This window comes from Vibrio breoganii (assembly GCF_001677275.1).
GTDB lineage: Bacteria > Pseudomonadota > Gammaproteobacteria > Enterobacterales > Vibrionaceae > Vibrio > Vibrio breoganii.
Map to the genome: position 1 here is coordinate 1,820,170 of NZ_CP016177.1, position 13,158 is coordinate 1,833,327.

At 45.6% G+C, this 13,158-nt stretch carries 15 protein-coding genes; 7 read left to right on the forward strand and 8 right to left on the reverse strand.

All coding sequences use genetic code 11. The features are described from left to right. Positions 1 to 40 precede the first annotated feature (40 nt). Entirely contained in the window at positions 41 to 445 is a 405-nt protein-coding gene (gene msrB / locus A6E01_RS08380; RefSeq protein WP_017027827.1) for a peptide-methionine (R)-S-oxide reductase MsrB, read from the reverse strand. Positions 446 to 793: 348 nt separating this feature from the next. Between msrB and gap the strand changes: the two genes are divergently transcribed. From gap to A6E01_RS08405, 4 genes are all read left to right on the forward strand, one after another. Beyond that, positions 794 to 1,789, forward strand: coding sequence for a type I glyceraldehyde-3-phosphate dehydrogenase (gene gap / locus A6E01_RS08390; RefSeq protein WP_017027825.1), 996 nt, complete (start codon positions 794 to 796; stop codon positions 1,787 to 1,789). Between the two features lie 130 nt (positions 1,790 to 1,919). Next, positions 1,920 to 2,804 (forward strand): D-hexose-6-phosphate mutarotase, encoded by an 885-nt coding sequence (locus A6E01_RS08395; protein ID WP_065210053.1) that lies wholly within the window; start codon positions 1,920 to 1,922, stop codon positions 2,802 to 2,804. Between the two features lie 108 nt (positions 2,805 to 2,912). Next, a complete protein-coding gene (rlmA, locus tag A6E01_RS08400) occupies positions 2,913 to 3,725 on the forward strand; it encodes a 23S rRNA (guanine(745)-N(1))-methyltransferase (protein ID WP_082961353.1) in 813 nt (270 codons plus the stop codon). A 23-nt stretch (positions 3,726 to 3,748) separates the two neighbouring features. Beyond that, positions 3,749 to 4,696, forward strand: coding sequence for a ChaN family lipoprotein (locus A6E01_RS08405; protein WP_065210055.1), 948 nt, complete (start codon positions 3,749 to 3,751; stop codon positions 4,694 to 4,696). Here A6E01_RS08405 and A6E01_RS08410 read toward each other — a convergent pair whose 3' ends face one another. Next, positions 4,697 to 5,137, reverse strand: a complete 441-nt coding sequence (locus tag A6E01_RS08410; RefSeq protein WP_065210056.1) for a YcgN family cysteine cluster protein — start codon at positions 5,135 to 5,137, stop codon at positions 4,697 to 4,699. It abuts the gene before it with no gap. A 178-nt stretch (positions 5,138 to 5,315) separates the two neighbouring features. On the opposite strand from A6E01_RS08410, the gene A6E01_RS08415 reads away from it, so the two are divergent. Further along, complete coding sequence (locus A6E01_RS08415; RefSeq protein ID WP_065210057.1) at positions 5,316 to 5,567, forward strand: hypothetical protein; 252 nt, start codon at positions 5,316 to 5,318, stop codon at positions 5,565 to 5,567. Positions 5,568 to 5,673: 106 nt separating this feature from the next. Next, positions 5,674 to 6,357 (forward strand): aquaporin Z, encoded by a 684-nt coding sequence (gene aqpZ / locus A6E01_RS08420; protein ID WP_065210058.1) that lies wholly within the window; start codon positions 5,674 to 5,676, stop codon positions 6,355 to 6,357. A gap of 78 nt (positions 6,358 to 6,435) precedes the next feature. Here the strand turns inward: aqpZ and recR are convergent, their stop codons facing one another. From recR to A6E01_RS08450, 6 genes are all read right to left on the reverse strand, one after another. Then, positions 6,436 to 7,035, reverse strand: coding sequence for a recombination mediator RecR (recR, locus tag A6E01_RS08425; protein WP_017027818.1), 600 nt, complete (start codon positions 7,033 to 7,035; stop codon positions 6,436 to 6,438). A gap of 16 nt (positions 7,036 to 7,051) precedes the next feature. Further along, entirely contained in the window at positions 7,052 to 7,381 is a 330-nt protein-coding gene (locus A6E01_RS08430) for a YbaB/EbfC family nucleoid-associated protein (RefSeq protein ID WP_017027817.1), read from the reverse strand. Between the two features lie 71 nt (positions 7,382 to 7,452). Then, on the reverse strand, positions 7,453 to 9,612 hold the full coding sequence (gene dnaX / locus A6E01_RS08435; RefSeq protein WP_065210059.1) for a DNA polymerase III subunit gamma/tau: 2,160 nt from the start codon (positions 9,610 to 9,612) through the stop codon (positions 7,453 to 7,455). A gap of 25 nt (positions 9,613 to 9,637) precedes the next feature. Beyond that, positions 9,638 to 10,183, reverse strand: coding sequence for an adenine phosphoribosyltransferase (apt, locus tag A6E01_RS08440; protein ID WP_065210060.1), 546 nt, complete (start codon positions 10,181 to 10,183; stop codon positions 9,638 to 9,640). A gap of 282 nt (positions 10,184 to 10,465) precedes the next feature. Further along, the gene (locus A6E01_RS08445; protein ID WP_102359412.1) at positions 10,466 to 10,873 is read right to left on the reverse strand and encodes a YbaN family protein; all 408 of its coding nucleotides are present in this window, start codon (positions 10,871 to 10,873) and stop codon (positions 10,466 to 10,468) included. A gap of 59 nt (positions 10,874 to 10,932) precedes the next feature. After that, positions 10,933 to 11,994: a response regulator gene (locus tag A6E01_RS08450; RefSeq protein WP_237334466.1), complete on the reverse strand. Its 1,062-nt coding sequence runs from the start codon at positions 11,992 to 11,994 to the stop codon at positions 10,933 to 10,935. A gap of 221 nt (positions 11,995 to 12,215) precedes the next feature. On the opposite strand from A6E01_RS08450, the gene A6E01_RS08455 reads away from it, so the two are divergent. After that, positions 12,216 to 13,091: a LysR family transcriptional regulator gene (locus tag A6E01_RS08455; protein WP_065210361.1), complete on the forward strand. Its 876-nt coding sequence runs from the start codon at positions 12,216 to 12,218 to the stop codon at positions 13,089 to 13,091. Positions 13,092 to 13,158: the final 67 nt, after the last annotated feature.

Here is a 13,158-nt window from a genome sequence, read left to right on the forward strand (position 1 = left end):
TCCTGCGTTGTTTTATGTCGTAACAAAGTTACCACAATGATTAACCTTGCTCATTATCCTTGTTAAACACTAAGGATATCGAGTTCACACAATAGCGCTCTCCGGTGCTAATAGGCCCATCAGGAAACACATGTCCCAGATGGCTATCACACTTCGCACAGCGGATCTCTACGCGCTTCATGCCATGACTGTTGTCTTCCAGATAACGAATCGCATCATTAGATACCGGTGCATCAAAGCTTGGCCAACCACAACCCGAGTCGTATTTATTGTCTGATTTAAACAGCAAAGTCTTACAGCAAGTGCATGCGTAATCGCCGGTCGCTTTATTGTGTAATAGTTTTCCACTATAAGGCGCTTCAGTGCCCTGCTCTCGACACACACGATATTCTTCTTCTGATAATTCCTGACGCCATTCTTGGTCTAATTTTTTACTATCACTCATACGTAAAACGAGTCCCTGCTTCCCTAATTAAAATTTATCATGACTTTTTGGCAGTGGATCACTTGCCTCGTCCGATGTTGTAGCACATACTTTCTTCCACTTATGTGAAAGAGATAGAAATTCGCGCTTCAATATCAGTTTTTTGTTGCGCAACACGCACTTATTGGACAGTACCTCGTCAAATGAGTGCAATAAACGACCATCTGCAGGGCTAAGTGCGATAAGAAAGTATTTTTTTTTGACTTTAAACAAAATAAGCATGATTATCGGTTGCAGAAGGAAACTGAGTTTTGTAATTTTACTACCAGTTTAAAATTAATCTGACATAAAAGTTGTGGAGCAACAATAATGACTATCAAAGTAGGTATTAACGGTTTTGGCCGTATCGGCCGTTTCGTTTTCCGTGCAGCACAAGAGCGTAACGACATCGAAGTAGTAGGTATCAACGACCTAATCGACGTAGATTACATGGCTTACATGCTTAAGTACGATTCAACTCACGGTCGTTTCAACGGCACTGTTGAAGTTAAAGACGGCAACCTAATCGTTAACGGTAAGACTGTACGTGTAACTGCTGAACGCAACCCTGAAGATCTTAAGTGGGACGCAATCGACGTAGACGTTGTTGCTGAAGCAACTGGTCTTTTCCTAACTGACGAGACTGCTCGTAAGCACATCACTGCTGGTGCTAAGAAAGTTGTTCTTACTGGTCCTTCTAAAGACGCAACTCCAATGTTCGTTAACGGCGTAAACTTCGACACTTACGCTGGTCAAGACATCGTTTCTAACGCTTCTTGTACTACTAACTGCCTAGCGCCAATCGCTAAAGTTCTTAACGACAAGTTCGGCATCGAGTCTGGTCTTATGACTACAGTTCACGCTACTACAGCAACTCAAAAAACTGTAGATGGTCCTTCTGCTAAAGACTGGCGCGGTGGCCGTGGTGCTTCTCAGAACATCATCCCATCTTCAACTGGTGCTGCTAAAGCTGTAGGCGTTGTACTTCCAGAAGTAAACGGCAAACTAACTGGTATGGCTTTCCGCGTACCAACTGCTAACGTTTCTGTAGTTGACCTAACTGTTAACCTAGTTAACGGTGCTTCTTACGAAGCTATCTGTGCTGCTATGAAAGAAGCTTCTGAAGGCGAAATGGCTGGCGTTCTTGGTTACACTGAAGACCAAGTTGTTTCTCAAGACTTCATCGGTGAAGTTTGCACTTCAGTATTCGATGCTAAAGCTGGTATCGCACTTAACGACAAGTTCGTTAAAGTTGTATCTTGGTACGACAACGAAATCGGTTACTCAAACAAAGTTCTAGACCTAATCGCTCACATCTCTAAGTAAGCATTAGCTAAGAAATTTGCATGAAGGCGGCTCTTGAGTCGCCTTTTTTTTGTCAAAAATTTAGGGCAACAACTACAACTGCACATTCAATCGTGCATCACAATACGCCCTAATTTAGTGAGAACTCAATATGGATGTATATCAACTACCCGCAATAGCGGTCCTCTCTGACAACGTCACTATCGCTGAGCAAGACGAGCTTAAGATTGTTCGCGTCATTCACGAAAAAGCGTCTGCTGCCATCGCGCTTCACGGCGGTCATGTCATCTCTTACAAGCCACAAGGCCAGCAAGACCTTATCTGGATGAGTGAACAAGCCATTTACGATGGTAAAGCAGCATTGCGTGGTGGGATCCCTGTTTGCTGGCCATGGTTTGGCCGAATTGCAGCACCTGCACATGGGTTTGCTCGCACCTCACAATGGAAACTTATCGAGCACAGAGAAAATGAAACCGGCGTTATTGTGAGTCTAGGTCTCAGCACCTCTGAAGAGACGCTAGCAGTATGGCCACATCAATTTGAAGCTGTGCTGAACGTAGAGGTTGGTAACGAGCTAAAGGTTAGCCTTGTTATAACTAACACAGATGAAGCCGACTGGCGCTTCTCTGGCGCGCTTCACACGTACCTTAATATCTCTGATATCCATAACGTTGAAACACGTGGCATGGGTCCTGAGTATATCGATAGCCTAAACGAAGCGAAACTGACTCAAGGCGGCGACGTACTCACCCTTACGGATACCATCGACAGAGTTTACACTCAGCCAAAACCACTCATCACCTTGAGCGATCCTGGCTTTGAACGTGAGATTGTCATTGAAAACCAAGGTTCAAACTCAGCAGTAATTTGGAACCCTTGGGCCGAGGGAGCGCAAGCAATGAGTGACATGCAAGACGATGGTTACAAAACAATGCTGTGCATTGAAGCTAGTCAGCATGCCCCAAGTATCGAGTCAGGCACGGTTGTTAAGCCTGGTGAGAGCTACACGCTGTCGACTACTATCGGTTGTAAGTAAACGCCTGTGAGTGACTCTAGATTCATTGCTAGAGTCACTTCTTATAATCATTGTCTCTATCATCGATAGCGACTACTATCTGCATACCATTTTTTGAATCCAGTTATTATGATCTACGCCTGTCCTCTTTGTTCACAACCTTTAGCCCTAGAATCTCGAACGTTTAAATGCCCTAACAATCATATGTTCGATAAGGCCAAGGAAGGCTACGTAAATCTGATGCCCGCTCATCACAAGCATTCAAAGAACCCAGGTGACAGTAAAGAGATGATGCAAGCCCGCAGAATCTTTCTAGAATCCGGTCACTATCAAAACCTGCAGCAGCAACTAGCCTCGACGGTCAATAAGTGCGTAGAAGGCATCAAAGCTCCAACGGTATTGGATATCGGCTGCGGTGAGGGCTACTACACCAATGAAATTGCCCTAACGCTTACCGATGATGCCGAAGTCTATGGTTTGGATATCTCCAAAGTGGCCGTTCGCTACGCATCAAAGCGTTACGCGAATTGCCATTTCAGTGTTGCATCAAGCTATAAACTGCCCTTTAGCGATAACAGCCTAGACGTCATTGTTAAGGTCTATGCACCTAGTAAACAAGAAGAACTGCTGCGCTGCCTAAAGCCTAATGGTCTATTAATTACAGTGACCCCTGGCGCAAGACATCTATATCAGCTTCGCGAACGTATATATCAAGAAGTCCGTTTGCACGAAGAAGAAGCCGATGAATTTGCAGGGCTAGAGTTAGTGGAACAAACTAAACTCAATTATCAGATGCAACTAGAAAAAGGCTTAGCGTTTGAGCTTCTGCAAATGACGCCCTTTGCTTGGAAAGCGTCTACGGAATTGCAAGCAGAGCTTAAAGACTTTGACACCTTTGAGTGTGAAGCGGACTTTAATATTCAGGTTTACAGGGTGAGTTAACCCAAACAGGCAGGAGAGCCGATATGTATGCACATAGAAACACCTTAGTTTTGCTCTCCTGTTTTCTTTGTTCCCAAGTCCTTGCTAAAGAGCAGCACTCTGCTGTCACTACATTTTTTGACTATCAGCTTTATCAAAAGCCGTCCAAGTCAATAACTCTATCCTCGCTTCCCTCGCAGGTCTTAAACGCAGATGTTGTCCTCGTTGGTGAGTGGCACTCTCATTCTGCCGTACATCGCTTTCAGTCAGATCTCTACCGATTGTTACTTGATAAGAACGAATACGTGGCTCTCTCTATGGAGCAATTCAGCCGACCTGCGCAATCAACTCTAGATCAGTATTTGAATGATGAAATTGGCGAATTAGCGCTGATTGCTCATGGAAATGCATGGCCTAATTACACCAGTGACTATCGCGCTCTTGTTGAGCAAGCCAAAGCGGCGAACATGCCTGTGATTGCGGCAAATGCCCCACGAGATATTGTGCGTTGTATCGGGAAAGTTGGTCCTGATTATCTTAAACAGCTAGACAGTAAAGAGCGCAAGTTTGTGGCGGCGCAACTGGATACTTCTGATAGGCCCTACAAGGCAAATTTCACCGAGATGATGGAAGGGATGGATAAAGATGTCGTAGACAAGATGTACGCGGCTCAGGTTTCATGGGACGAGACTATGGCGGAGAGTATTGCTATGCACATTAAAGACAACCCTGAACATCAGGTGATGCATACGGCTGGAAAGTTTCATGTTGAGAATGGGATGGGCATTGCCTACTCACTCAACAAGCGAATACCGGATCTCAAAATTGCGCTGATTACACCGGTGACAGAGGTTTCCGATATATCAAAACAAAGCCCCTTCCCTGAGTACCAATTATTAGTTTTACCTTTACCCGAACAGGTTGTTAGCGGAGCTCTTAATCATGGCATGTCAACACATCCGCATTCGGATGCGAAGACAGATTGTGAGTAGTTACTTTCTGTTTGGGTGATTTTGGATGTGGTCTTCCCAATCCACAACATCAATCTCATACACTACTTTGTTGCGAACGCTTTCGCCTGCAGCGTGCATGGCTGATTTTGAACCTGTGATCAACGGGTGCCATTCAGGCAGATCTTTATTTTCTGACAATAAGCGGTAAGCACAGGTTTCTGGCAACCAATGAAACTCATGAATCTTGTCGCGTGTGAGCTTTAAGCATTCTTCACCAGACTCAAAACGATTGGCATAATCTTTACAGCTACAGGTTTTGCTGTTTAACCAGCTACAGGCCACATTAGTGTAGTAAACCTCATCACTGTCTTCGTCCATAAGTTTGTGTAGGCAACATTTACCACAGCCATCACATAGAGCTTCCCACTCTTGTTCGCTCATCTGTTCTAGTGTTTTTGTTTGCCAAAATGGAGAAGTCATCTTAAATCTTACCGTCATAAACTTGGAGGCGTTTTATACCTATTCATCGCTTAAAATACAAGCAAAAGCGATAATCAAGCACTTACATGAATACTTTTCATCCGAGTACAGAAACTTCTTTCAATCTTAGTAAAACTGTTGATAATCCCCCTTCACTTTTCTTGTAAGGCTCAACTGTATGGAATGTCGTCTTTATTGTGGTGCCTGTTGTATAGCGCCAAGTATCTCTAGCAGCTTTCCACTGCATCCTAACGGCAAGAACGCCGGTGAGCGCTGTAAACAACTGACCGAAGATAACTTGTGTAAGCTTTTTGGCAAGAAAGAACGCCCAGACGTATGCCATGGCTTTAAAGCGGCAGAATGGGTGTGCGGTGATACCCGTGAACAAGCGCTTTTCATTCTCAATGATCTAGAAAACTGTACCGCGTAAAGTGGCTCTTGTCAGAATTCTTCGTTTTGTACCCTTATAAAATTTTCCACACTTAGAAAAACCGACTACCTTTATTAAGAATCAAACACTTATAGAAGGGATTCTTATGAATAAGTACTTAGCCGAACTGATTGGAACTTTTTGGTTGGTATTGGGGGGGTGTGGTAGTGCTGTTTTAGCGGCTGGCATTCCCGATCTTGGTATTGCCTTTGCGGGCGTTTCGTTAGCCTTTGGTCTTACCGTTGTCACTATGGCCTATGCTATTGGGCATATCTCAGGTTGTCACCTAAACCCTGCGGTGACTATTGGTCTTTGGGCCGGTGGCCGCCATGAAGCTAAGGAAGTCGTCCCCTATATCATTGCACAAGTTATTGGCGGCATTATCGCCGGTGGTGTGTTGTATGTGATTGCGACGGGTAAAGCAGGTGCCGATATTGGCGGGTTTGCTACTAATGGCTACGGCGATTACTCTCCTATGGGCTATGGACTGACCGCGGCACTAGTGACTGAGATTGTTCTCACTGCCGTGTTCCTATTCGTTATTATGGGCGCGACCGATGGTAGAGCTCCAGCGGGCTTTGCACCTCTTGCTATAGGCCTATGTCTCACACTGATTCACTTGATCAGTATCCCTGTCACCAATACTTCAGTAAACCCTGCGCGAAGCACCGGGGTGGCCGTATTTGTTGGGGACGCGGCAATCAGTCAGTTATGGCTATTCTGGGTAGCACCCATTATTGGCGGTATTATCGGCGCTATCATCTACAAAGCAGTTGCTGGCAAAGAGTAGTAATACAAACACACTAATGTAAGAAAGCATAAAAAAGGCCGCTTAGTCTACACTAAGCGGCCTTTTAACATCTTGCTATTAAAGCTTGTGTCGCCCAAGGAGGGAGTGAGACAAGGTGGTGCCATCCACTAGGTCCAGTTCGCCACCGACAGGTACGCCATGAGCAATCCTAGAGGCATTAACTTGGTGAATATGGCATAGCTCAGCAATATATTGAGCTGTGGCCTCACCTTCAACCGTTGGGTTAGTCGCCAATATCACTTCGGTGACTTCGCCTTCTTGAAGCTTAAAGTCGAGCTTATCAAGCCCAATATCACTGGGACCAATTCCATCAAGGGGAGAAAGATGCCCCATCAACACGAAATAGAGTCCAGAATACTGACCAGTTGCCTCTACGGCTGCAATGTCAGCTGGGCTTTCAACCACACATATTTGGCCTGTTTGCTGCCGTTTGGGGTTGCTACAGATATGACAAACATCGTTTTCCGTGAAGGTTCGACATTCGCCACAGTGACCCACTTCAGTCATTGCCTGACTCAGGGCGTCTGCTAGCTTAACGCCACCACTTCTATCTCGCTGCAATAAATGAAAGGCCATACGTTGCGCCGACTTGGGACCCACCCCAGGTAGACAACGTAAGGCCTCCATCAACTGCTCCAGCATGTTACTGGTACGCATTGATTAGTTCTGTTTCTTAGAACGGCATTTTCATGCCTGGTGGTAGTTGCATACCGCCAGTCACAGAAGCCATTTTTTCTTTTTGAGTCTCTTCAACACGACGAGCTGCATCGTTAAATGCTGCTGCAATCAGGTCTTCAAGCATCTCTTTGTCGTCTTCCATCAAACTCTCATCGATGTCAACGCGACGCACATTGTGGCTACCAGTGATAGTCACTTTAACTAGGCCTGCACCAGACTCGCCAGTTACTTCCATTTGTGCGATCTCTTCTTGAAGCTTCGCCATACGATCTTGCATTTGCTGGGCTTGCTTCATTAGGTTGCCCATACCGCCTTTTCCAAACATTCTGAATCTCTCTTTGATATCGGTATTGATAATTACTAGTGAAATGGGGATTACTCTAACCCATTTCAACCCTATATTGGACGAACACTCTCTCTATCCAGTTCCGCTGAAAAACGGGCCTCAATAAACTTTATATGCTCGTCGCTCTCTAAACTGTTAAACGCCTGCTCAAGCTTTTGTTGATACAGGGTTTCTCGTAGCTCTAACGGTGTTTGACCTTGCTCATCGACTTGTACCGTTATCTCTCGATGTTGCCCTGTCACGTCAGCAAGCGCCTGCATCAACTCACTGCGAGATTTGTCTCCATCGAGATGTTGTTGACTCGGTCTTAAATGCAAGACAATCCCACCCTCGCTTTCCTCAAAGTGCGAATTCAAGGCTAATTGTTCCACTAGCTTAGCGGTATTCAGCTTAGCTATCAAAGCGCTCCAGCTGTCTTGTGCGACAGATTCATCCACCAGTTTGGACACCATTTCGGGTGTCTTCTCATGTTCCAAAGCCTTTTTCAACAATGCCGGTGTTAGGCCTGGCTTTATTTCTTTGGGTTGAGAAGACTCTGACGCCTGCCATTGATATGGTTGACCACTGGTATCGACTTTTTCCTGCAGCACGGACTGTGAAGGTGTCTTTGGCGGGTGCTTTTGAGTCACTCGCTGAAGTACGCTTTCTTTCTTGCCTGTCTGTACTGCCTCACCCTTTTTTGAGCGGTCGCCTTGTACTGATGTTTTGCTTTGACGCTTAGAACGAAGTTGATGACGAAGGCCCACTAGCGGGCTCTGAACCGAAGTTTGTGGCTCATTCATTGTGTCATGACCAACAGGCTCTGCTGGCTGAACTAGGTTTGAGGCATCTTGGTCCTGCTGAGCCGCTGGCTCATATCCTGAGTGCACAGGAGGTACATCAGTCCTAGGCGGTTGCTGTGTTGAAATAGGCGGTTGTTGTGCAGAATAAGGGGCTTGTTGCAGCGGTTCTACAGGGCGAGGCTCAGATGAAACCGGTTTAGCACCCCCCTGCTCTAACACCTTTTTCGCTTGTTGAACCGGCGATGGCCTTTCCGCTACCGGCGCTGTATCCACAACAGGTAAGGACTGTGTTGCTTCACTGCTGATATTGCTCTGCGTAGAGATAGTGTTCGCTGCTGGCTTGTCAGCAGGGCTAAACGCTAACATACGCAACAAGGTCATCTCGGCCCCTGCTCGCTCTGTTGGCGCCATAGAAAGCTCATCACGCCCTTTTAGAGCAATTTGGTAGTAAAGCTGTACCTCTTGCGGAGAGATTTGCTCAGCAAGGTGTTGAACTCGTTCAGCGTCCATATGACCCGCATCTAAGGTGGCAGGAAGCGCTTGATACATGGCGATGCGATGCAATTGCATCGACAGCTCTTGCAACAAGCCATCCCAATCAACGCCATTGCTGGCAAGTTGATTTAGTGCCTCTAGGCTTTTCGATGCCTGCTTATGAACAATGGCATCAATCAGATATAGCGCTTGTTCGCTATCTAGAGTGCCAAGCATTCGCGACACTTGCTCTGTCACTACATTGCCGTTACCTAAAGCAATAGCCTGATCAGCTAGGCTCAAGGCGTCACGCATACTGCCATCAGCAGCATGGGCAAGCATACCTAGGGCACGGTCTTCTCTGGCAATACTTTCTTGCTCTAGAACGTGCTCTAGTTGCTGATGAATATCATCAACAGTAATAGGCTTAAGATGGAATTGAAGGCATCGAGACAGAATCGTCACTGGCAATTTTTGTGGATCCGTTGTCGCCAACAAAAACTTCACATACTCAGGTGGCTCTTCTAGGGTTTTCAGTAGTGCGTTAAAACTATGCTTTGACAGCATATGCACTTCATCTATCAGGTAAACCTTAAAGCGACCTCTAGCTGGCTTGTATTGAACGTTGTCCAATAAATCGCGAGTATCTTCAACCTTAGTTCTGGAGGCAGCATCGATTTCTAGCAGGTCAACGAATCGACCTTGATCTATCTCCACACAGCTTTGGCACGTGCCACAGGGTGTTGAAGTGATGCCAGTTTCACAGTTCAAGCCCTTGGCTAGTAGGCGACCAATCGTCGTTTTACCTACACCGCGAGTACCACTGAACAGGTAGGCGTGATGCAAACGGTTTTGATCCAATGCATTTTCCAACGCGGTCAAGACGTGCTCTTGCCCTACGACTTCTTTAAATCGCTTTGGACGCCATTTACGTGCTAACGCTAAATAACTCATTAATTATCCTGATAGATGAGAAGGATTAGTGGCCATCAAACTCGCATAGGCTAAACACTTCGATGCCCATTTTTTCAATGCGCTTATCACCACCAATCTCTGGCAGGTTGATAACAAAGGCTGCGTGTTCAACGATGCCACCAAGTTGGCGAATCAGCTTGGTTGTTGCTTCGATTGTGCCACCGGTAGCAAGCAGATCATCAACCACAAGTACCTTGTCACCTTCGGTGATCGCATCGGTGTGGATCTCCAGTACATCGGTACCGTACTCTAACTCATAAGATTGAGAGATAGTGTTACGAGGTAGCTTGCCTGGTTTGCGCACTGGAACAAAGCCAACACCCAATTCAAGCGCTAGAGGTGCACCAAACAAAAACCCACGTGCTTCAGTGCCCACCACTTTAGTAAAGCCCATGCCTTGGTAGCGTTCGATAAGCATCTCAATCGTGGCTTGATACACTTTTGCATCTTCCATCAAACTGGTCACGTCACGAAATAAAATACCTGGTTTCGGGTAGTCTGGAATGCTTTTGATGCTGGCTTTGATCAGGACTTGCTTTTCAATATTCATAGTTAATTCTTACAGTTTAATTCAGACCCTAACCATTGTCGTTCATCCCCTGACTTGGCATTGCTAAAACGCTGAGTAAGAGCACTCAGGATAGCTTAAATCATGGTGATGAACTGACGCCAATTTGCGTATGGGTTGAGTGCGATTGATATCTCTCTAACCAAAGTATAACCAGAGTCTCTGACCATAGTGATTAGATTGATATAAGTGGACGATATGGTAGTGATTTTATCAATTTTGAGCAAGCCACACTTTGGTATGCCTCAAGTTTTCGTTCTTGAGTTACTCAGCAGGCTCGGGAAGACGGCTCAACCACAGCAGTAATACTGCCATTATGGCCACCAACAGCAGTCTCACCCAGTTAATTGGCGCTAGAGCAATAGATAAAGCGAAACTAAACAAAATCAGCCAGTACGCTTTGCGCTTAACCGAGCGCTTTACGCCACGAGTATCGCGCCAGTCTTCGATAATAGGACCAAAAGTTGGGTGAGAGAGTAGCTTTTGATTGAGGCGCGGAGAGCTCCTCATGAAACAGGCACTAGCTAGCAGCACAAAAGGAGTGGTCGGTAACAGCGGCAACACAACGCCAATTATCCCTAACACAAGGCACACTACCCCTAGGGAGATTAACATCCATCTTTTTATTGGGTTTTTGGGGGTAGCCACTACTGTAAAGCCTTGTCCATGCATAAGTCTACAAAGAGAATATCTGAACTAGGCAAAAAAAAGAAGTGAAGCTAGGTTTACGACTAATTCGCTTTGCTTGCGATGACAATTTGACAGTTAGCGTTCGCTAGACCAGACAGCTTCAGGCTATTTTTTCCCGTTGTGGCAAGGGGGAACTGTTCCTGATGCAACACCTTATCGTCACCCAAGCTCTGTTGAGTTGCGAGTGCATGATTTGCATTCGAAGTGCTCCAAGCGCCCTCTATACCTGCGCTGATCACCTTAAATTCACGGTTTGAAAAATCAGCAAGACCGACTATCGCATTGATGGGTTCACCGCAATCAGCATAGCGAATGGCTTTTTCAAGATTGTTCACTAAATCTTGGATATGGAATACCTGTGATTCTTGGCTACGGATATAATCATTGAACAAAGCTCGAACCAATAGGGTTGTTGACACCCCAAACTGCTCGGCCGAGTCAGAATCAAGAACGTAAAATAGAAACTGCCCATTCATGCTCCATGCGTAGTCATAGACGATGGGCATGGATTCAGAACTTTGTAGTACCCGAAAGTGGCAGTTCCACACGCCTTGGCTTGTTTTCTGCTCAGGAACTAAAGCCTGCAACAAGTCACGGGATATATCAGGATGATTATCTAGGTACTCTAGGTGCCAATGCAATTCCTGGTCTTCTGGCAGTTCACCTTGAGGATTTAACTGAAACCATTGGCTGGTAAAGTCTCTTGCGCCCAATGCAGAGTCTTTCGCGTCTTCAAGGGTACTCTCTACCGTCGATAGAAGATGAGTAGGATTGACGATAGGTTTAGTAACGAAGTCTTTTATGCCGAATTTCAAAGCCTTTGCCACCACCGACATCTTTTCAGTACCGGAAATAACAATCAGGGGCAAAGAGGGATATTGATGACTGGCTTCTTCCACAAACTCCATACCATTTAACAACGGCATCTCAATATCGCAAATCACCAAGTCGGGTACATGTTTCGCAAGATGCTGTAATCCCTCGAGACCATTATCCGCTTCAAAGACGCGATAGTTTTGGGTCTCAAGTAGTGAACGTACTAAATTTCGAAATACGGCATCATCATCCAATATAAGAACGTCTGCTGCATATTTTTGACTCATCGGCAGCTCCACTAAGGTACTCTCTTGGTGCACTTTATACTCTTTAAGTCTACTTCAATTGCTATAACATTAGATGTCCGTTTAAATAATCACAAAGATAAATGACTTATTTTGACGACAAATTGTAAAAACTGTTTGATAATAAACACTAAATCACCTGACCCAATAGGGTTGTTACCCCCCTTTGAAAGTGAGCGCATATCTAGATCATGAAAGATACTATGAAACTTGATGACCTCAATCTGTTCCGACAAGTCGTGGAGCATGGAAGCTATACAGCCACCTCTCGAGCTACTCGCATACCCGTTGCGACCATTACTCGAAGAATACAAGCGTTAGAAGACGCCATTGATTTAAGGCTGCTGAATAGACACGCTCGCAAATTAACACTAACAGAAGCCGGCCAACGCTTTTATGAGCAATGTGGCCCTCTACTAAAGCAAATATCAAGTGCTGCCGTAGAACTGGGTGAAGAGTGTCGCGGTGCGGCAGGTCGCTTAAGAGTTTCCTCTCCTGCTAACCTGACTAAACGTATGTTGATGCCGTTGTTGGAAGGCTTCATGGATACCTACCCTGATATCCAGATTGACCTTAGCATGACCAACCGCGCTGATGAACTTGACCCTACAGAGTGGGACATGATTTTTCGTGTGGGTCCTCAACGAGATTCAAACCTCATCGCTCGTAAGCTTACCGAAGTTAAAGACATCTTAGTTGCTAGCCCTGAGTATCTGAAAAACAGTTCAGCGTCATTGCAGCATGCAGAAGACCTTACCGATCATGCCCTACTAAAAGGCTTACCCCTTACCCACTGGTCATTGCTCAATACTCACGGTGAAACCGTAGTGAACAAAGCGAAAGGTCGACTAGAAGCAACTGACCTTAATGTAGTGAGACATGCCTGCTCTGCGGGTGTCGGGATTGCTTTGATTCCCAACGTAATGGTGAATCATCACATCGAAAGTGGTGGCTTAGTGCAAGTATTACCAGAATGGGCAGCAAACCCACGTGATATCTTTATGCTATATAACCATAAAGACCATATCCCAGAGAAAACACGACTGCTGATCGACTACATCAGAGATTACTTTAACTAAACCAGTGTTGGTTGATATTCAAAGTACAAAAAAAGGCCCAGCATGATGCTGAGCCTTTTTATTTGAA